Origin of the sequence: Rhizobium sp. 62_C5_N11_2 (assembly GCF_051811185.1) — a bacterium.
GTDB lineage: Bacteria > Pseudomonadota > Alphaproteobacteria > Rhizobiales > Rhizobiaceae > Rhizobium > Rhizobium leguminosarum.
Genome location: NZ_JBPWPW010000004.1, coordinates 381,682 through 400,269 on the forward strand (window position 1 = coordinate 381,682; position 18,588 = coordinate 400,269).

Annotated in this window: 18 protein-coding genes and 1 pseudogene; 5 read left to right on the plus strand and 14 right to left on the minus strand. The window is 60.0% G+C overall.

Annotation, left to right across the window (positions count from 1 at the left end):
* Nucleotides 1-202 precede the first annotated feature (202 nt).
* The 4 genes and pseudogenes from traA to AB8B31_RS33590 all read left to right on the plus strand — a co-directional run bounded on the left by traA (nt 203) and on the right by AB8B31_RS33590 (nt 5,868).
* The gene (traA, locus tag AB8B31_RS33575) at nt 203-3,514 is read left to right on the plus strand and encodes a Ti-type conjugative transfer relaxase TraA (RefSeq protein WP_096771934.1); all 3,312 of its coding nucleotides are present in this window, start codon (nt 203-205) and stop codon (nt 3,512-3,514) included.
* Nucleotides 3,511-4,077 (plus strand): conjugative transfer signal peptidase TraF, encoded by a 567-nt coding sequence (traF, locus tag AB8B31_RS33580; RefSeq protein WP_096771935.1) that lies wholly within the window; start codon nt 3,511-3,513, stop codon nt 4,075-4,077. Before traA ends, traF begins: the two co-directional genes overlap by 4 nt.
* A pseudogene (locus AB8B31_RS33585) lies at nt 4,067-5,229 on the plus strand (conjugal transfer protein TraB). Before traF ends, AB8B31_RS33585 begins: the two are co-directional and overlap by 11 nt.
* A 15-nt stretch (nt 5,230-5,244) precedes the next feature.
* The gene (locus AB8B31_RS33590; RefSeq protein ID WP_088396708.1) at nt 5,245-5,868 is read left to right on the plus strand and encodes a TraH family protein; all 624 of its coding nucleotides are present in this window, start codon (nt 5,245-5,247) and stop codon (nt 5,866-5,868) included.
* Between the two features lie 436 nt (nt 5,869-6,304).
* Here AB8B31_RS33590 and AB8B31_RS33595 read toward each other — a convergent pair whose 3' ends face one another.
* Nucleotides 6,305-6,568, minus strand: coding sequence for a helix-turn-helix domain-containing protein (locus AB8B31_RS33595; protein ID WP_088396709.1), 264 nt, complete (start codon nt 6,566-6,568; stop codon nt 6,305-6,307).
* A gap of 206 nt (nt 6,569-6,774) precedes the next feature.
* On the opposite strand from AB8B31_RS33595, the gene AB8B31_RS33600 reads away from it, so the two are divergent.
* Nucleotides 6,775-7,095: a transcriptional repressor TraM gene (locus AB8B31_RS33600; protein WP_096771936.1), complete on the plus strand. Its 321-nt coding sequence runs from the start codon at nt 6,775-6,777 to the stop codon at nt 7,093-7,095.
* A gap of 3 nt (nt 7,096-7,098) precedes the next feature.
* On the opposite strand, the gene AB8B31_RS33605 is transcribed toward AB8B31_RS33600, so the two are convergent.
* The 13 genes from AB8B31_RS33605 to traI form a co-directional block, all read right to left on the minus strand.
* Complete coding sequence (locus AB8B31_RS33605; RefSeq protein WP_088396711.1) at nt 7,099-7,803, minus strand: autoinducer binding domain-containing protein; 705 nt, start codon at nt 7,801-7,803, stop codon at nt 7,099-7,101.
* Between the two features lie 271 nt (nt 7,804-8,074).
* The gene (trbI, locus tag AB8B31_RS33610; protein WP_096771937.1) at nt 8,075-9,370 is read right to left on the minus strand and encodes an IncP-type conjugal transfer protein TrbI; all 1,296 of its coding nucleotides are present in this window, start codon (nt 9,368-9,370) and stop codon (nt 8,075-8,077) included.
* Nucleotides 9,371-9,380: 10 nt separating this feature from the next.
* A complete protein-coding gene (trbH, locus tag AB8B31_RS33615; RefSeq protein ID WP_096771938.1) occupies nt 9,381-9,818 on the minus strand; it encodes a conjugal transfer protein TrbH in 438 nt (145 codons plus the stop codon).
* Between the two features lie 2 nt (nt 9,819-9,820).
* Nucleotides 9,821-10,633: a P-type conjugative transfer protein TrbG gene (trbG, locus tag AB8B31_RS33620; RefSeq protein ID WP_088396714.1), complete on the minus strand. Its 813-nt coding sequence runs from the start codon at nt 10,631-10,633 to the stop codon at nt 9,821-9,823.
* Between the two features lie 14 nt (nt 10,634-10,647).
* The gene (locus AB8B31_RS33625; RefSeq protein ID WP_096771947.1) at nt 10,648-11,310 is read right to left on the minus strand and encodes a conjugal transfer protein TrbF; all 663 of its coding nucleotides are present in this window, start codon (nt 11,308-11,310) and stop codon (nt 10,648-10,650) included.
* 24 nt (nt 11,311-11,334) lie between these two features.
* Complete coding sequence (trbL, locus tag AB8B31_RS33630) at nt 11,335-12,516, minus strand: P-type conjugative transfer protein TrbL (RefSeq protein ID WP_097622194.1); 1,182 nt, start codon at nt 12,514-12,516, stop codon at nt 11,335-11,337.
* Between the two features lie 5 nt (nt 12,517-12,521).
* On the minus strand, nt 12,522-12,692 hold the full coding sequence (locus AB8B31_RS33635) for an entry exclusion protein TrbK (protein ID WP_096771939.1): 171 nt from the start codon (nt 12,690-12,692) through the stop codon (nt 12,522-12,524).
* On the minus strand, nt 12,686-13,489 hold the full coding sequence (gene trbJ, locus AB8B31_RS33640) for a P-type conjugative transfer protein TrbJ (protein WP_096771940.1): 804 nt from the start codon (nt 13,487-13,489) through the stop codon (nt 12,686-12,688). Before trbJ ends, AB8B31_RS33635 begins: the two co-directional genes overlap by 7 nt.
* The gene (locus AB8B31_RS33645) at nt 13,461-15,917 is read right to left on the minus strand and encodes a conjugal transfer protein TrbE (protein WP_096771941.1); all 2,457 of its coding nucleotides are present in this window, start codon (nt 15,915-15,917) and stop codon (nt 13,461-13,463) included. Before AB8B31_RS33645 ends, trbJ begins: the two co-directional genes overlap by 29 nt.
* A 10-nt stretch (nt 15,918-15,927) precedes the next feature.
* Entirely contained in the window at nt 15,928-16,227 is a 300-nt protein-coding gene (locus tag AB8B31_RS33650; protein ID WP_088396717.1) for a conjugal transfer protein TrbD, read from the minus strand.
* A complete protein-coding gene (locus AB8B31_RS33655) occupies nt 16,220-16,597 on the minus strand; it encodes a TrbC/VirB2 family protein (RefSeq protein WP_088396718.1) in 378 nt (125 codons plus the stop codon). The genes AB8B31_RS33650 and AB8B31_RS33655 overlap by 8 nt, the downstream gene beginning before the upstream one ends.
* Nucleotides 16,587-17,564 carry a P-type conjugative transfer ATPase TrbB gene (trbB, locus tag AB8B31_RS33660; protein WP_096771942.1) on the minus strand — a complete coding sequence of 326 codons (978 nt, stop codon included), beginning with the start codon at nt 17,562-17,564 and terminating at the stop codon, nt 16,587-16,589. The genes AB8B31_RS33655 and trbB overlap by 11 nt, the downstream gene beginning before the upstream one ends.
* Before the next feature lie 11 nt (nt 17,565-17,575).
* A complete protein-coding gene (gene traI / locus AB8B31_RS33665) occupies nt 17,576-18,199 on the minus strand; it encodes an acyl-homoserine-lactone synthase TraI (RefSeq protein ID WP_088396720.1) in 624 nt (207 codons plus the stop codon).
* Between the last annotated feature and the right edge of the window lie 389 nt (nt 18,200-18,588).

Genomic DNA, 18,588 nt, shown 5'->3' on the forward strand with positions numbered 1-18,588 from the left:
TGTCGGTGCGGAACGCACTACTGTGAATACTACAATCGCCAAGGGCGATGCTTTCCTGGATGATCCCGGCCGCTCGACAAGGGCGGCATCCGAAGGGCGCAATTATACGTCGCTGACGCGACGTCCTTTTGATAGCGCCTGGCGGGGCCGATCTCGCTGCCGAACAAGTTGATTTTGCTCGCAATCGGGAGATAACTCCTCTGTGGCCGTCCCTCATTTCTCCGTCAGCATTGTCGCCCGCGGCTCCGGCCGCAGCGCTGTGCTGTCGGCGGCCTACCGGCATTGCGCGAAGATGGAATACGAGCGCGAGGCCCGCGCGATTGACTACACGCGCAAGCAGGGCCTGCTGCATGAAGAGTTCGTGGTCCCGGTCGATGCACCGCAATGGCTGCGGGCGATGATTACCGATCGCTCCGTCTCCGGGGCCTCCGAGGCCTTCTGGAATAGCGTCGAAACCTTCGAGAAACGTGTCGATGCCCAACTCGCCAAGGACGTGACCATTGCGCTGCCGGTGGAACTCTCGACCGCGCAGAACATCGGGCTGGTGAGGGATTTCGTCGAGCGGTACATCAGATCGAAGGGGATGGTGGCCGACTGGGTCTATCACGACGCACCCGGCAATCCGCATGTGCACTTGATGACGACGCTCCGGCCGCTGACCGAAGATAGTTTCGGAGCCAAGAAGGTCGCACTGACCGGCCCTGACGGCAATCCTCTGCGCAACGATGCCGGCAAGATCGTCTACGAGGTCTGGGCCGGCAGCCTCGACGATTTCAACGCCTTTCGCGACGGCTGGTTCGCCTGTCAGAACCGGCACCTGGCGCTTGCCGGCCTAGACCTCCGCGTCGACGGCCGCTCCTTCGAGAAGCAGGGGATCGAGCTCGCGCCGACCGTCCACCTCGGTGTCGGCGCCAAGGCGATCGAACGGAAGTCGAAAGAAGCCGAGCGGGATATTTCGCTGGAGCGGCTGGAGCTGCTGGAGGAGCGCCGGGCTGAAAACTCCCGCCGCATCCAGCTCCGCCCCGAGCTCGTGCTCGACTTGATCACGCGGGAGAAGAGCGTCTTCGACGAACGCGACGTCGCCAAGATCCTCCACCGCAATATCGACGACGCTGGCCTCTTTCAAAATCTGTTGGCAAGGATCCTGCAAAGCCCGGAGACGCTCCGGCTCGAACGCGAACGCATCGAACTTTCAAGCGGCCGACGCGAGCCGGCGCGCTACACGACGCGGGATCTCATCCGGCTCGAGGCGGAGATGGCCAACCGCGCGATCTGGTTGGCTCAACGCTCCTCTCACGGGATTGCGGAAGCTGTGCGCGAAGCCACCTTCGCGCGTCACTTGCGCCTCTCGGACGAGCAGAAGACGGCGATCGCACATATTACTGGCGGCGAGCGCATCGCCGCGGTGATCGGACGTGCCGGTGCCGGCAAGACGACGACGATGAAGGCGGGGCGCGAAGCGTGGGAAGCCGCCGGCTATCGCGTTGTCGGTGGGGCGCTTGCGGGCAAGGCCGCCGAGGGTTTGGAGAAGGAAGCCGGAATTGTCTCCCGCACGCTGTCATCATGGGAACTGCGCTGGAACCAGGGCCGTAGTCAGCTCGACGACAAGACCGTATTCGTTCTCGATGAAGCGGGCATGGTGTCGTCGCGGCAGATGGCGCTGTTCGTCGAAGCGGCAACCCAGTCTGGCGCCAAACTGGTGCTTGTCGGAGATCCGGAACAGCTGCAGCCGATCGAAGCCGGAGCTGCCCTCCGCGCCATTGTCGATCGCATCGGTTATGCCGAGCTCGAAACCATCTATCGCCAGCGCCTGCAATGGATGCGCGACGCGTCGCTCGATCTGGCCCGCGGAAATATTGGCAGAGCCGTGGAAGCCTATCGCGCGCAGGGCCGTGTCCACGGAGCCGAGCTGAAGGCTGATGCCCTGCAGGCACTGATCGCCGATTGGAACCGCGACTACGATCCTGCCAAAACAGCGATAATCCTCGCCCATCTGCGTCGCGACGTGCGCATGCTTAACGAAATGGCTCGGGCAACGCTCGTCGAGCGCGGTCTCGTCGCGGAGGGTTTTGCCTTCCGAACCGACGACGGACACCGGAAATTTGCAGCCGGCGACCAGATCGTGTTCCTGAAAAACGAGGGTTCGCTCGGCGTCAAGAACGGTATGCTCGCGAAGGTTCTTGAGGCAGGGCCCGGGCGCATCGTCGCGGAAGTCGGAGAAGGCGAGCACCGCCGCCCGGTCACGGTCGAGCAACGCTTCTACGCCAATCTCGATCACGGCTATGCCACCACGATCCACAAGAGCCAAGGTGCCACCGTCGATCGCGTGAAAGTACTGGCGTCCCTCTCGCTTGACCGCCATCTCACCTACGTTGCCATGACGCGTCATCGCGAAGACCTTGGCCTGTATTACGGCCGGCGATCCTTTGCCAAGGCAGGCGGACTGAGCCCGATCCTGTCGCGCAGACAAGCCAAGGAAACAACGCTCGACTACGCCAGCGGCCGCTTCTACGCCCAAGCCCTTCGATTCGCCGAGGCCCGTGGTCTTCACCTCGTTAACGTCGCACGCACTGTCGTTCGCGACCGCCTTGCGTGGACCGTCCGGCAAAAGTCGAAGCTCGCCGAGCTTGGCGCACGTCTGGCGGCGATCGCCGGCAGGCTTGGTCTGTCCGCCGGCGCGGCCAAGACTACTCAACCGCGCAGCATCAAGAAGGCAAAACCCATGGTATCGGGCATCACCACGTTCCCAAAATCGCTGGAACAGGCCGTCGAAGACCGGCTTGCCGCCGACCCCGGCTTGAAGAAGCAATGGGAGGAAGTCTCGGGGCGCTTCCATCTCGTCTACGCTCAGCCGGAAGAAGCGTTCAAGGCCGTCAACGTCGAGGCGATGCTGAAGGACGAAGCTGCGGCGAAATCCACTATTGCCAGGATCGGTTCCGAACCGGAGAGCTTTGGTGCCTTGAAAGGTAAGACTGGGCTCCTTGCCGGCCGCGCCGACAAGCAGGCCCGAGAAATGGCCGTCACCAATGCACCGGCGCTTGCCCGGAACCTGGAACGCTATCTGCTTCAGCGCACGGAGGCGGAACACAAATATGAAGCCGAGGAGCACGCTGCCCGCCTGAAGGTCTCCCTAGACATTCCAGCGCTGTCGCCGGCGGCAAAACAAACGCTCGAATGCGTCCGTGACGCCATCGATCGCAACGATCTTCCCGCAGGCCTCGAATACGCGCTCGCCGACAACTTGGTGAAGGCCGAACTCGAAGGCTTTGCGAGAGCCGTATCGGAACGTTTCGGGGAACGCACCTTCCTGCAGCTTGCGGCCAAGGACACGAGCGGTCAGACCTTCCAGTCAGTGACCTCAAGCATGTCTGCGGGGCAAAAGGCGGAGGTGCAAACGGCCTGGAGCGCTATGCGCACGCTTCAGCAACTTTCGGCGCATGAGCGCACGACCGAAGCACTTAAGCAGACTGTGACGCTGCGGCAAACGAGGAGCCAGGGGCTCTCGCTTAAATGACGCTTCAAGTTCGAACACACACACGAGCCTCTGCCCAGCGAAGGCGAGCCGCCAGCACTCTGTCAGTTGCTGCGGGCGCCGCCGCGCTGATGTCATTGGGTGGTTACCTGGGTGGCTATCGCGTCAACCTGACGCCGAGCGAGCCGCTCGGCCTCTGGCAGATCGTCCTCCTCAACCGTTCGCCACGCGTTGGCGACCTGGTGTTCATCTGCCCGCCAGACACAGCCACTATGCGCGAAGCGAGAACTCGGGGTTACCTCCGCTCCGGCCTTTGCCCCGGCCATCTCGCCCCGATGATCAAGTCGGTGGCTGCGGTCGGCGGTCAGCGGGTCGAGGTCGCGAACGAGGTAAGGGTCGATGGGCGCTCGGTTCGTGCTTCCGCGGTCTCGGGAAAAGATGGAGAAGGTCGGCCGCTGACACGGTTTTCCGGCGGCGTGGTGCCGCCCGGTGACGTCTTCCTGCATTCCGCCTTCGCCGGCTCGTTCGATTCGCGCTACTTCGGGCCTGTGCCGGCATCTGCCATTGTCGGTCTGGCGCGCGAGGTGCTGACCTATGCGCCATAATTGGGGGTGGTCAACACTGCTTGTCATCGCCTCGCTCGGGGTCAGAACGGTCGCATGGAGTGGCCACATGCTGTTGCTGCCGGTGGCGCTCGGTTTTCCCGTCTTCTGGTCGCTGTCGAGAACGAGATCGACGGTAACATTGGTTTCCGCCGCATATTTCCTGTCGGCGTCACGCGGCCTGCCGCAAGGCGTGGCCACCTTCTATGCAGCGGATATCTGGCCGGGCCTGCTGCTGTGGCTGGCTGCCTCCGCAAGCTTTGTGGCAGTGCACGCGCTGCTGTGGACGAAGGATGCTGGTCGTCGACCAACTCGCTATATTCTGGCCGCGCTCCTAGTGGCAGTGCCCCTTTCGGCATTACCGGCTGGGCGCATCCCATCACGGCTGCAGGCGTCGTGTTTCCGGGATGGGGATGGTGGGGACTGGCCGTCACGACAGCCGGCCTGGCGGGCCTCGTTTCCCGCCTCTGGCCAGCTGTCGCCATAGGCCTTACTGCCTTCTGGGTCTGGTCCGCCGCTTTCTGGACCGATCCGAAGCTACCCGAACAATGGCGGGGCGTCGATCTCGAATTGGGTGCCTCGCTTGGGCGGGATACCAGCATGGTTCGTCACCGTGATCTGATTGCAACGGTGCTTGACCGAGCGTCCGACCGTGCTCGAAGACTCATCCTCCCGGAAAGTGCGTTGGGCTTTTGGACGCCAACAGTAGAGCGGCTATGGAGACCCGGGCTAGAAGGACATGACACTACCGTTCTCGCGGGTGCGGCAGTCGTCGACGCGGCCGGATACGATAATGTGATTGTCGCAATATCGGCGGGTGGCAGTCGGATCCTCTACCTGGAACGGATGCCTGTCCCTGGGTCGATGTGGCAGCCCTGGCAGCCCCTCTTCGGAGGCAACGCCGGCGCGAAATCGAACATCTTCGCAAATCCCGTCGTGACACTCGGCTCCAGCCGGGTGGCGGTACTGATCTGCTACGAGCAACTGATCGTCTGGCCGGTGTTGCAATCGATGCTCGGAGGTCCGGACTTGATCGTTGCTGTCGGCAACGGCTGGTGGACCAAGGGAACGTCCATCGTCGCGATCCAGCGCGCCAGTACCGCCGCCTGGGCAAAACTGTTTGCCAAGCCGCTGGTTTTCTCTTTCAACAATTGATGCAGAGGAGGTCCCATGCTCGACGCGGCCCAAATCAAAGACTGCGCCGACCCTTCACTCACACCCGCGATCGTCGAACAGTTCGTCACTGCCGCGGGCTCTGCCGATCCTCTCGCGGTGACCGTCCGATCGGGCGGCCGATTGATCCTGGTGCCTAAGGCCAAATCACCTGACGAGGCGATGGACATCGTGCGTCAATATACCGGCAAGGCTGTCGTTCGTGTCGGTCTGACGCAGTTTCCGGCCGGTGTGGGGGTCAAGGACCTGGCGGATCTCAAACCAGATTTAATCGACGCCTGCCAGAACCTGCGCAAGGGAACGGCTATGTTCGCCAAGATCATCAGGATCGTCGCCAAATGGTACGGCAATCCAAAAAGCGACGATGTTTTTCCGCAGATTTTCGAGGACTCGGTCTACGCCTGGAAAACCGGCGTGTTCGAAGGGGTAGGGGTGTTTCAGGCGGATGATCCAGGCGGCGCTATCATTAATCAGACCGAGCTGAAGGACGGCGGGGAGACTGAGTTCGTGGACGAAGCCACCCCCTCCCAGACCGATGCGGAACCTCAGGAGTTGGAAGAAGTCGGCAAAGCCGGAATGCGGATTGATCTGTCGAGGATCGGCGGTCAAAAAGGCCTCTAAGTCTCTGTATCTCGATTGATCGCGTAAACGTCCCGACCTCGCTTGGTCCCGGCGCCACCATGCAACGGAACGCTGGCCACTTTGGACCATGTCCACTCGCCGGCTGCCTCCCCAATGCTATATCTGTTGTCCAATGCATGATCATGTCAAATGGACGATCGCCTGCTTCGAACAGAGGTAAAACGGTCCAAGGAGCGCAGGAGGATTCGCGTGTCGGCGCATCCAGGAATTGGTCATCGCGCGAATTTCTGCAGTTGCGGAAGCGCGTCAGGTCAGCACACTATCGTTGCCTACAGGCTGTACGGCGAAGGACCCTCGGCCTTGAGATGCGGTCGGCTCCAACGATACCGTTTTCGCTCACACTGGCTGAGCAATCGTAGCGCGAACGCGCCCGCGAAACGGTGCAACAGCTTCGAGATGAGGAATGTGCTGAAATTTACGACCGGTTGGCGCACCCGGAGCTGATGGGGGCGTTGCCACGGCAGGTCGGACTTGTTCTTGCTAAAAAATCCGATGGATCGACACCAAGGGCGTCAGAGATCTGGCCAAGGACAGTGAGGGTTGCGGACGTCTCGGCACGTTCGATGGCACCAATATGACGCATGCTCAGACCAGTTCGGTAGGCCAGTTCTTCCTGCGTCAGTTTTTTGCCATGGCGTATTCGACGCAAGTTCATCGCCATGACCTCGTTGAGATCCATGACATGAGCGGAACCTGAATCCGAACTATTGTTCTAGGAAGTATAGTTCCGATTCCGCCTGGCGCGTGCTATTGGTGGCCGCCGCGCGTTAATCTTTGAGTCGATTGAGCTGGATGATGGCGATCAGGGCCGTACACCGGCGGCCCAAACGATATACTGCGGTGAGTAGCGTTTGAAGAGTGGGGACGATGTGTGAGGAGAAGCGGATGAGCGAGTGTGATGCGTCCGGAGAGCCCGAAGAAAACGAGGGAGCTTCTCGCTATAGTTCACTCACGAAAACTGAACTGGAGGCGCTGGCCGTCTCAGCATTGCTGAAACACCGCAGTATGCTTGGCGCCGACGAGGCTGTTTACGAAGAATGGCTCAGCGCCAGCCGCGATCCCACCGTGTCGAGCGATGTTCTCCAGACTTTGCAGGACGAATATCTTTTAAGGCAGAAGAAGGCGCAGGACCAGCAGGAAGAGCTTTCCGAGATCATCGACGCCCTCGGCTATATTCCATTTATTTCGTCAGAGGAGGAGGGCTGACGGTCAGTACAGGCCACGGTCCTTGGCAATTGCGACGAGTTGGGGAACGGTCTTGGCCTCGAACTTTCGGCGCGCGCTGTCCAAGTAGTGCTGTACCGTCCTCGCGTTGATGCCCGTCAGCATGGCGGTTTCCGGCGCGCTTTTCCCCTTCATCGCCCACATCAGGCACCTCCCCTCCCTTGGGGAAAGCGCCTGTCTTGGAGCCACGAGCGTCGTCGCGCCAACGATCTTCAGGCTGTAATGGACAGCCATGACCGCCTGCATTGCCTTTCGAGCATCACGCAATTTCGGTATTTCCGACTTTCGTTCCGATGACGCCAATGTCAGCAACATTGTCGAGCCATAGCTTCCTTCGACGGGAATGGTCACTCCACTACAAATACCGTGCTCGACTGCCTTGTCGCGAAACTGCCGGAGTTCCGAAGAACCGCGAGCCGGCCAGTCGTCGGAGGTCCAGGCGAACATGTCCATGCGGCGCTTGGCCTCCGTCACCACAGGGTCGATCCGCGCGTAGCGACGGGCAAGGTAAATCCCCTCCCAAGTTTCAGGGTAAGAATTGAACGTTTTCACTTCAGCGCCTTCGGTTTGTAGATACGCAAAATAGTCGAACCCACATGCATGCGCAAAGCTCTTGACCGCTTTCTTGATCATACGTTCATCGCGCGCGGCTTCGGCCATGTCGATGAGTGAGCGAAAGTCTTCGTCCATTGACCTTTATCCTGCCTTCTCCCGTGCCGCTAGGGCCCTGATCTCGCCGCAACTTGGCCGCCCTTGTCATCAAGGCCGGCGAAGAGCCGGCCCAAGGTCAACCAATCTCGGATTCATGAGAGCCGTGGGACGCATGCCACAGTCGCTCACCGATATGTCTACTCACGTTCTGCGCGTATTCAAGCTCTGGTCGATCTAAAACAAGACCATAAGATGGAAGATTTTACCGCCGCCAAGCCGCGGACTTCGCTTGCAGCTATCGTCTTGGCTGTTACGGGCCGCTATAGGCCGACGGGAAAACGATGTCCTGATCGACAAGAACGTTGAACTTGTAACCGGGGCGTATGCGGATGGTCGGTTGGACGTTCAGGTTTTTCGAGATCGTCTGCTCAGCCACACGGCCGAAGCTTTCCGCGAAATTGCTCCTTGCCGCGTCAGAGGCGGATTCCTGGCTTGCGAGCGTCGAACTCTGGGGCGCCGACATTTCGATCCCGCTTCCGATCAGCGCGATTAGAGCGGCTGAACCAAAAGTCCGCCAGAGATGGCGATCGACCTTGTCCTTGAACCCGCCGTAGCCTTCAGCATCGGTGCCGGCCATGCCGCCGATCTGCAGCGTCGAACCGTTCGGGAATATGAGGTCGGTCCAGACGACCAGAACCCGCTCCTGAGCGAAGGAGATTTTCGAATCGTAGCGGCCGAATAGCTTGGCGCCCTGCGGCACGAGAAGACGGTGTCCCGTGGCGCTGTCATAGACATTCTGGCTGATCTGCGCGGTAATGCGTCCCGGTAGGTCGGAATTCAGGCCGGTGATCAGCGTGGCCGGGATGAACGCCCCCCGCTTGAGCTCATACGGCGACAACTGCGGCACAACCTGATTGGGCAGATAACCGAGGTCTTTGATATCCTGGTTGAAAAAGTCTTCCTTTGAGGCCTGGGCGTTCCCATCGACATTCTGTCCCAATAACCCCGATCTCATCGCAGCCGCATAAAGATCGGAGGCGTCGTTCGTCGTACTGTCGGTCTGTCGAGCAGTATCGTTGGTGTTCGCCGCAGCCTCTTCCGCGTCAGACACATTCACCTTTAGCGGCGAGTCCAATGCAGTTGCGCGCGCCTGTAGCCTCGCCATCAGCTGGCGCTGCTCTTCCCGAATATATTGTTCGTCCTGCTCGCGTTTCAGACGCGCCTTCCATTCCTCCTCGGACTCCATACCGGAACGCGGGTCCCGGTCCACCGGCCGCCGCTCGGGAACGGGCTCTTCAGTCTCGACCTTCTGCTCGATGACGGGCGTGGGCTGAAACGATCCGCGTTCAACCGGCTCGCCGATAATGCCGTCTGGAACTCCACGCTTGAGCTGTTCGCCGAAATTTGTCGCCGGGGTATTGGAGGCGCTGTCGATGTCGTTGCCGCGGTTGAAGGATAGTCCTCGCCACGACAGGCCGGTCACGACAATGCCGCAAAACAGCACGACCAAGATGATGGTGACGATGATCGGTAGACGGTTGAGGCGACGCATGCCGTTTTGATCGTCGGCCTGGCCGGATGCGCCAAGTTGAAGCGATTGCACCATGGTCTCCTCTTCAATTGCGCCGCATGACCGAAAGAGGACCCGCTGGCGTGGCGCCATCCGCTGTCGGCTTGTAGGCGCGGCTGATCGCGATGGAAGCGGTGGTCATCCGCGCGAGAACCTGGCCCTCAATGCTGTCGATCACATAGGCAAGCTCGACTGGCTTGATGTCCTTGCCGATCTTGTTGTCTGTAACGACGGTGTATCCCCATCCTTTGAGGGCCGCCTCAAGCGCGGTCGCAAACTCGGATTGGTCGTTGTTCATCTGGATCGTCGTCACTCTGGCAGAGCCGATCTGCTCGGCCAACCGACCGGCCATGTCACCGGCAACGGCGCTTGTGGCCGGTCCGGTGACAGCCCTCTGTGTTACACCGGTGGTCAATGCTTCATCGGCCGTCTGGCAACCGGAAGAGAAGGCGACGGCGATCGAGGCTAACAGCAGCTTGCGCATGATCACCCTCCCCGCTTGATCGTGATCTTCTGTTGTCGCCATCCGACGCCGGAAAGGAGGATCGCCTTGTCGACCACGTAGTCGACGATCATCATGTCATTCTTCATGCGAAAATTGACGATGCGGTTCTGACCGCCCGAGACGACGAAGAGGACCGGAGCGTCCTGGCCAGCGATCGCCTTTGAAAACTGAATGTAGGTCTTTGCTCCATCGGAATAGACCTGTTTTGGTTTCCAGGCGGCGGTGCCGCTCACCGAATAGGAGAAGTTAAGCTTATCGGGCGCGGCGCCTTGAATGCCTCCGGTTTCCAGCCGCGCATTGATGTCGCCGAGCTTCATCGAGACATCGTCGGGATACTCAAAACCGATGCGGGCCATGTATTGGGTCGGATGCGACTTGAGCTGGATATGGTATGTGCGTCGCGACGTCGTAACCACCATCGAGGTAAGGAGCCCGGCTTCGGATGGTTTGACGACCAAATGGATGGCCTGCCCCCCGGTCGCGCCCGACGTCGCCGGCTCGACCTTCCATCGCACCGTGTCGCCGACAAGCACGTCGCGGACGATCTCGCCGCCCTGCAACTCGATATCGCATACCTGCAGCGGCGAGCAGACCACCGAGGGTTGGGTTTCGCCGAACAGGAAGATGACCTTTCCATCCGGACCGGTCGTGACGAGACCGGCCGTTCCGCGCCACGTCCTGGAAATTCTCGTTCCCTTCGCCTCGTTCGAGGTCATGCCTTGCGCCAATGTGCCGCTCGCAAGAGCGAGCCCTGCAATGCAGCCGGCGGCCATGATCAATCCTGTTCTGTTCATTTAATTTCCCCGCATCAAAGCTGTGCCGTCCAGTCGAAATCACGGACGTAAAGGCCGATCGGATTGACCCGGATCGTCGCCTCGTCCTGAGGCGTGGTCAGCGTGACCGTGGCGATGCCCCGAAACCGGCGCGTGCCCATCTCCTTTCCCTTGCGGTCGCGCTCATATTCGGTCCAGTCGATCTGATATGTCTGGTTGGAGAGCGCGACGATGTTGTTGACTTCGATCGCGACCGTCGACGTCTTCCCCTTCTCGAATGGCGAGTTGCCACGGAACCAGGCATTGATCTTCTCCGTGGACGGGTCCGAAGTCCTCAGGAGTGCGTAGGTCCGGTCGATATATTGCTTCTGGACCACGGCGTCCGGTGTAATGGAGCGAAAGCTGCTCACGAAGTTGCCGATGGTCGCGCGGACCACGCGTTCGTCGGCATATTCAATTTGCGCTGGAAAGCCGGCCATCACCGACGTCCCAAGTTTGTCGACCTCGACAATGTAGGGCACGAGCTTGACCTGTGCGCTTAGATATAAGGCGTAAGTGAAGCCGATCACAGCCATTGTCATGCCGAGGATCCCGACCAGTCTCCAGGCGGCTGCGGCTTTGACGTATGAGCCATATCGTTCCGACCATTCCTGGCGTGCGGCGAGATACGGGCTTTCGGGAGCGCTGTTTGCTGCCATGGATCCATCCATTTCTGTTTCTTGCTAGTCGTTGAGTTCGGGTGGTCGCTTGGCGGCGCTGTGCCCACTGCGGCTTTCATCAAGCTTGGCGTTTGCGAGCCCGAGGATCGACCCCGCATAGGCGCCGGGCGAGCCGATCGCCTTCTCCTTGGTTGCGGATCCCGCAGCGTTGCCAGCAGAACCGACGCCGGCGCCAAGGCCTTTGAAGGCCGCGCCCACGACTGACGAGCCCGCAGCTCGAGCGGCTTGGCCCGCCGAAAACCCGGCCCCCGCCGCCCCTGCTCCGAGAAAACCTGCGCCGGCGGCGAAGGACGCGGCTTGTCCGCCGTGGCGAATGGCCTCCATCCCTCCGGAAACTGATGCCCCCTGCACCACGCCTTGCAAGATGCTGGGGACGTAGATCGCGATGATGAAGACGACGACGGCTATACCGGCTATCGCCAATGCTGTCTGAAACTGGTCACCGATATCAGGTTGGTTCGCGAGCCCGATCAGGACCTCCGATCCGATACGCGAGATCATGACAAGCGCCATGAGCTTCATTCCCACCGAGAAGGCGTAGACCAGATAGCGGATCGCGAAATCTTTGGTGTAGGATGATCCGCCAAGCCCGAGCATGATCATCCCGGCGAGCAGACCGATATACATCTCCACCATCACGCTCACGAAAATCGCTGCAACAAGCGAAAACGAGATGACGACGACGACCATGGCGAAAGCTGCCGAGATTGCGAGCGCGTTGTCCTCGAAGAGGCCGAACTGGATCTTCTCCGACATTTTGGTTGCGACGGCGAGGCCGGCATTGAAGACGTCGGCAGGTGAAGCAGTTCCACCGCCGGCGCCAATCTGGAATAGGCTGTCGACCACGGCCTTGGCGAAGGCTGGCCCTTGCGCGAGCACGAAGGCGAAGAAGCCGACGAACATGATCCGTCGCACCAACTCTGCGAACCAACTATCAAGTGACGCGGCCTGGATTGCGAGCCAGACGGCAGCGATGCCAATCTCGATCGTCGCGAGAATCCAGAACAACGATTTCCCAGCATCCATGACGGTGGTCTCCCACCCTTTGGCAGCCGTCGTGATCTGTTTTTGAAGTGATGTCAGCACCGATCCTTCTTGGGCGAATGCAGGCTGAGCTGCCACCGCCGTAAGTGCGGCGACCAACACCGCGGCTCGCAGCACACGGAAGCTTGTTGTGGCGCCCATGATGATCACCATTCGACCTTCATTTTATGCCCGCCAGAGGTGGGATAATCTCTCGAGGGATCAAAGACCGTGGCGCGGCGCTCATGCGCCGCCTGTCTTTCGAAAATGAGCCAAGCCGTGCGTAGAATGCCGACCACGTTCAGGAAAGAGGTCAGGATCAACTTGGTTCTCACCATTCGACTTTCATCCTTTCCCCGCCGGACGTGGATGGTGCAGTCGCGCCAAAGAACTTTTCCCGACGAGCCTGTGCGAGATCCTTGTCAGTCTGCTCGGTCTGGAGCCAGGTGCCCATCATGGTCATCTGTTGTGAAACGAGCCCGCGCATTTTCTGCATCTGCGCGACTTGCTGCGAAGCGATTTCGTGACCGACCTGGAGCGCCTTCATTTGCCCGTCGGCGGTCTCGGACATCGCGCGCAGCGTTGACATCGTGTTTTCCTCGCTGTCGAATTGATCGGCCGTGAGACTTGCCGCCTTCAATGTGCTGGCGATCGTGTCACGGTTGGTATCTGACCAAGTTTGATACGTGGATGTGAAGCTGGCTGCATTCGGAAGGTTGGTCTTGAGGTTGGCATAGCTCTGGAAGCGCTGCTGCAAGACATCGTCGGCATTCCCCATCGAGAACGATATGCTTTGCCCCTGGTCAACAATGCTGCGGAGCCGATTGAGGTCGCTTTCGACCTTTCCCCACATGTAAGACGGCAGTGTCGCCGTGTTCTGGAGAAGGTTCTGATAGATGTTCAGCTGGGTCTCGATCTGTTGCGCAAGCTGGCTGATCTGTGTCAGCTGATTCTGAATCTGCTCGCCGGATTGACCGACGAGGGAAACCAGTTCGCCGTTGTTGAGGACCTGAGTCCACTCGGTTGCTGCGCCGGTGGCGGTGCCAGCTTCGGCCTGCGCCACGGTAGCAACTCCGATTGCGAGGGCGCTTAAGCCCGTCAGCCATCTACTCGAAATTGAGCTGCGATGCGGCATCGTGAACTCCTCTCGTGTTCAGCCAATGGATCGGCCAGTCACGGCCGTGTTCGGCAATCAGCGCCCGGATGCGTTTCAGGTCGTCCTTGCCGGAAGCCCCGACGAAGCTCAACGCGACGGGGCCAAGCGTCATATCGAACAGCCGCCGGCCCTCTGGCGTGGCGACGTAATATTCGCGCTTTTGGGCTGCGCCCGCGACGATATCGATCTGGCGCTCGTTAAAGCCGATGCGCTCATAGAATTCCCGCGTTCCCGGCTCGCGCGCGGCACCGTTCGGAAGGCAGATTTTCGTCGGGCAAGATTCCTTCAAGACGTCGATGATCCCCGAGCGCTCCGCGTCCGAGATCGATTGTGTGGCGAGAACAACGGCACAATTCGCTTTGCGCAGCACTTTCAGCCACTCGCGGATCTTTGCGCGAAAAACGGGGTGACCGAGCATCAGCCAAGCTTCGTCCAACAGGATCAGGCTTGGAGAGCCATCGAGGCGCTTTTCGATGCGCCGGAACAAGTAGGTAAGCACCGGCACTAGATTGCGCTCTCCCAAATTCATGAGGTGATCGATCTCGAAGGTTTGCAGCGCGCCAAGCGAAAGGCCATCCTGCTCGGCGTCGAGCAACTGGCCCATCGGACCGTCGACCGTGTAATGGTGAAGCGCGTCCTTGATCTCGCGTATCTGGACCCCAGACACAAAATCTGAGAGCGATCGGCCCGGGGCGCTTGCCATTAAGCCGACCTGCCGGGAGATGGCATTGCGATAATCAGGCGAAACTGTGATGCCTTGCAACGCGATCAGCATCTCGATCCATTCGCTCGCCCAGGCCCGGTCCGCATTACTTCCGAGTTCGGAGAGCGGGCAGAAGGCAAGCGCCTTCCCCTCCCCTTCAGTGTCTCCGCCAATTTCGTAGTGGTCGCCGCCACCTGCCAACGTCAACGGCAGCAGTGAGTTGCCTTTGTCGAAGGCAAAGACCTGGGCGTTCTCGTAGCGTCGAAACTGCGCGACGATCAGCGCCAGAAGGGTCGACTTGCCGGAGCCCGTCGGACCGAACACGAGGGTATGTCCAACGTCGCCGACATGCAGGTTCAGGCGAAACGGTGTGGAGCCGCTCGCCACCTGCATAAGCGGCGCTGAATTTGGCGGATAGAATGGACACGGCGCGATCGGGCTACCTGACCAGACCGCATTGAGCGGGATAAGATCGGCCAGATTGTTGGTGTTGATCAAGGGCTCGCGAATATTGCAGTACCAATTGCCCGGCAGGCTACCAAGATAGGCATCGGTGGCGTTAAGCGTTTCGATCCGCGCTCCGAAGCCCTCGGCCTGGATCAGCCGTCGGATCGCCTCCGCCTTCTCCTGGAGTGCTTCGCGGTCGTGATCGAACAGCACGATCACCGGCGTGTAGTAGCCGTAGGCGACCCGCTGCGACGAAGCCTGTGCAATTGCGTCCTCGGTCTCGGCCACCATTGTCATGGCGTCCTGGTCAACGGACCGGCTTTGCGTCTGGAATAATTGATCAAAGAAGGGCCGGACCTTCTGCTGCCATTTCTTCCGGGTGCGTTCGAGCTTCTGTCGTGCCTCCTCGGCATCGAGGAAAATGAAGCGCGACGACCAGCGATAGGTGAGCGGCATCAGATCCAGGCTGTTGAGGATCCCCGGCCAGCTTTCCGCCGGCAACCCGTCGATTGCGACGATCCCGAGAAACTGGCTCTCGATCTTCGGCGTCAGCCCATGCTCGAGCTCGGCAGTCGCGATCCAGTCGAGGTACATGGGAACGTCGGGAAGCCGGATCGGGTGGCTCTCGCCGGTGATGCAGAAGCGAACGAACTGCAGCAATTCATCGTACCGTGCATTTCGCGTCCCGCCTCGTTCCCTGACAACGCGCGTTTCCATCCGACGGATCGAAAGGTTGTTCGCCAGATACTGCTCGATTTCCCGAATGGCGTTTTTGAACTCGAAGAGCACTGTGTCCGCATAAGACTTCTTGCGGCTTTCCTCGTCCGAATAGATGTATTTGCTCAGTGCCGTCTTCTTCGACTCCAGCGGCCGGTAGGTGAGAACGATTGCGTGCTTGCTCTCAAAATGTCCCTGTTCGCGCGCAAAATGCGCCCGGCGCTCGGCGTCGATCGCCCGTGTTACCGGATCGGGGAAATGGCACCGATCGTCGGATGGGTAGTCCATGGTCGGAATGCGGATCGCCTCGACCTGGATCATCCAGCCGCTTCCGAGCCGAGAGAGGATCGAATTGATCTGCCGCGACAGCTCGTTGCGCTCGAGAGCGGTCGCGCTTTCGGAGTCGGGGCCGGCAAAGTACCAACCCGCCATGAGACTGCCGTCCTTCAGAAGCAGAACGCCGTTATCGACAAGACCGGCGTAAGGAACGAGATCGGCAAAGGATGGGCCTGTGGTCCGCAAACGTTTCAGAGCTACCATGGGCGCCTCCTCAGTATCGGCGCCAAGGCGAACTCGTCGCCTTGTAGGTGGGCCTGTAGGAAATGTGCCGGATGTAGACCTGTCGCATTAGTGGGTCGGACTTCGCCATGATCCTGAGAACCCCGACGACCAGGATCCAGACGGCGACACCGAAGATCGCCGAATAGATTGTGAGGACGACGAAGATTAGGATCACGGCCGCAAGTCCGGTGAGCAGCACCAGTTCGCGATCCGCTCCCATCAAAAGATTTGAACGGGAAAGAGCCCGGTGGATGAGATTGCGTTGCAATCCGGTAAGCGACTCAGCCATCGGCCGCCTCCCCGCCCGCAGGCGGGTTGAGCTGTTGTTTCGCCAATCCAATTGACGCACCGGTCGAACCGAACAGACCGACAATCTGAGTCGCACCGAGAAGGATGCCGGCAACGAGCACGACGTAGACGAGACGTCGCGCAAAATCGTTGAGCTCGCCGCCAAAGATCAGCATGCCGCCCGCTATCGCCATTGCCGCGAGCGCAATGGCGCCCGCAACCGGGCCGGTGATCGACTCCTGGATTTGCTGCAGCGGTCCTTCCCAAGGCAGACCACCGCCCGAGGAGCTGGCGAGAGCCGGACCAAATGAAGCAAGCACGACCGGGGCCGCAAGGAGCGTGATGGTGACGAGGGAAACTTTACGCGACATGGCGCGCCTCCTCTTCTTCGGTGAGCTGGCCGGACTCAGTTTCGTATTGCCCCCCAGCGAACCGTTCGACTTGAATCACGTCGCGGACGCGCCGACCGCGCGGCGTCCGCTCGATCGAGATGATCAGGTCGACCGCCTCGCCGATCACCTCTTGCATCGGCTGCTGACTTGCTTCGGCAGTTAATTGTTCCAGTCGTCGCAGCGCCGACATGGCGGTGTTGGAGTGGATTGTCGCGACGCCGCCGGGATGGCCGGTGTTCCACGCCTTGAGCAATGTGAGCGCAGCGCCATCGCGGACCTCACCAACGACTATGCGGTCAGGCCGAAGCCGCATCGTGCTCTTCAAGAGACGCCCCATGTCGACGGTATCACTGGTGTGCAGGAGAACGGCGTTTTCAGCCGTGCACTGAATCTCGGCGGTGTCCTCGAGAATGACCAGACGGTCTTCCGGCGCGGATTTGACGATTTCGTCGATCACCGCGTTCGCGAGCGTCGTCTTGCCGGAACCTGTTCCTCCCGAGATGATGATGTTGAGCCTTGCGGCGATGGCGCTTCGGATCGTCGATGCGTGATGTTCGCCCATCACCCCGGACCGGATGTAGTCGTCGAGCGGGATGAGCCGCGACGCTCGGCGCCGAATAGTGAAGGCGGGCTTGGCCACCACTGGAGGCAGCAGCCCTTCAAAACGGTGGCCGCCGATCGGCAATTCGCCCGAGATGATTGGTTGCTCGTCGTCCACCTCCGACTGAAGGGCATGAGCGACGGTTCCGATCACCATTTCCGCGGCCGCCGAGGACATTTCTCCGGCCGGGGCAACACCGTGGCCCAGCCGTTCGATAAAGAGCTTTCCATCGGGATTGAGCATGATATCGACGACCGCCGCGTCCTCGAGCGCGATGCAGAGTTGATCGCCAAGCGCCTCCTGAAGTTTGCGCACGAGCCGGGGATGAGAAGGAAGCTGGGTCAAAGTGGTCTCCGTTACGCTTGATGACTGCAGGCGGTGAGGTTGGATTGGTAGTTCGGCGGCCGTAACCTCAGGAAGGTCTCAGCGTTTGCTGGCAGCGTGCCTGCGATGGCGGTGGTGGCACCGATCTTCTCCGGCTGCCCCAGGCGCTGGAGAGGCCATTCGACGCGAGCAAGAATTCGCTCGAACCTGATATCCGTTACCGTAACGACTTCGGTGAGACCGCCCGCCAGGCACCATTCTACGATGCCGGCGAACATGGTCCGCGTTGCCTCGTGAACCGAACCGTCTCCCCTCCCCTCTTCGAGGGCGGTGTCGACGCAAAAGCGAGAGCTCTCGACCATCAGGGGATGAGCGTTCAGGCGGCCTTTTGGGAGCAGCGATGGAAATACGTCTGCCAGCATGGTCGGTCCCATCGCAGGCAAAAGGCGCGCACATCCTGCAAGCCGTCCAGCCGCGGTGACAGCCAGGATGTAAGTCGGGCCGAGAGCGTCAAACCCATCTGCCTCGCAGTCGTCGACCACTTCCACATCCCAATTCAAGCGAGTGGAAAAGACCGACGCACGTAGCCTATGATGGTCCTGAACCAGCTGCGCTTCGTAGCAATTTTTTGGTGTCGAGATCGCGAATACCTGCATGGATTTCTCCGTCGTTGTTAGGCGACGGGAACTCAGCACGAATCGGAATCGGGCGTCAGTTGTCGAATCCTACAAGGTTTTTTGTGAGTGAGTCGCGGCAAGGAGATCACCGCCTTTGCCGAAGTCTTCTGCTTTTCGCCGAAATCGCCGCGGGCACATTTGTAGGATTCACAGTAAAACATACCGTGAACCCGTCGGTGCCGCGGCCTTGCTAAGCTTCAGGCTCTAAACGGAAATATCCATTTGCTCTACGTTTCGGGCTTCTCCGCGTTAACCTTTCGTTAACCTAAAAGCCCTTGCTGAAATTGCAGAATCGGCTCTAATAGCTAGTGGCGGAACTTTACCGGTTTCGCGAAAAATTCCGCCACTTGCAGGAAATGGGTTTTGAG

Excerpts from the sequence above, each read along its gene's own strand:
- AB8B31_RS33645 (WP_096771941.1), bottom strand. The coding sequence starts at position 15,917 with ATGGTAGCTCTGAAACGTTTGCGGACCACAGGCCCATCCTTTGCCGAT.
- traF (WP_096771935.1), top strand. The coding sequence starts at position 3,511 with ATGACGCTTCAAGTTCGAACACACACACGAGCCTCTGCCCAGCGAAGG.
- AB8B31_RS33595 (WP_088396709.1), bottom strand. The coding sequence starts at position 6,568 with ATGGATCTCAACGAGGTCATGGCGATGAACTTGCGTCGAATACGCCAT.
- AB8B31_RS33590 (WP_088396708.1), top strand. The coding sequence starts at position 5,245 with ATGCTCGACGCGGCCCAAATCAAAGACTGCGCCGACCCTTCACTCACA.
- trbH (WP_096771938.1), bottom strand. The coding sequence starts at position 9,818 with ATGCGCAAGCTGCTGTTAGCCTCGATCGCCGTCGCCTTCTCTTCCGGT.
- trbG (WP_088396714.1), bottom strand. The coding sequence starts at position 10,633 with ATGAACAGAACAGGATTGATCATGGCCGCCGGCTGCATTGCAGGGCTC.
- AB8B31_RS33635 (WP_096771939.1), bottom strand. The coding sequence starts at position 12,692 with ATGGTGAGAACCAAGTTGATCCTGACCTCTTTCCTGAACGTGGTCGGC.
- traI (WP_088396720.1), bottom strand. The coding sequence starts at position 18,199 with ATGCAGGTATTCGCGATCTCGACACCAAAAAATTGCTACGAAGCGCAG.
- AB8B31_RS33605 (WP_088396711.1), bottom strand. The coding sequence starts at position 7,803 with ATGGACGAAGACTTTCGCTCACTCATCGACATGGCCGAAGCCGCGCGC.
- trbL (WP_097622194.1), bottom strand. The coding sequence starts at position 12,516 with ATGGGCGCCACAACAAGCTTCCGTGTGCTGCGAGCCGCGGTGTTGGTC.
- AB8B31_RS33625 (WP_096771947.1), bottom strand. The coding sequence starts at position 11,310 with ATGGCAGCAAACAGCGCTCCCGAAAGCCCGTATCTCGCCGCACGCCAG.
- AB8B31_RS33655 (WP_088396718.1), bottom strand. The coding sequence starts at position 16,597 with ATGTCGCGTAAAGTTTCCCTCGTCACCATCACGCTCCTTGCGGCCCCG.
- AB8B31_RS33600 (WP_096771936.1), top strand. The coding sequence starts at position 6,775 with ATGAGCGAGTGTGATGCGTCCGGAGAGCCCGAAGAAAACGAGGGAGCT.
- AB8B31_RS33650 (WP_088396717.1), bottom strand. The coding sequence starts at position 16,227 with ATGGCTGAGTCGCTTACCGGATTGCAACGCAATCTCATCCACCGGGCT.
- trbJ (WP_096771940.1), bottom strand. The coding sequence starts at position 13,489 with ATGCCGCATCGCAGCTCAATTTCGAGTAGATGGCTGACGGGCTTAAGC.
- trbI (WP_096771937.1), bottom strand. The coding sequence starts at position 9,370 with ATGGTGCAATCGCTTCAACTTGGCGCATCCGGCCAGGCCGACGATCAA.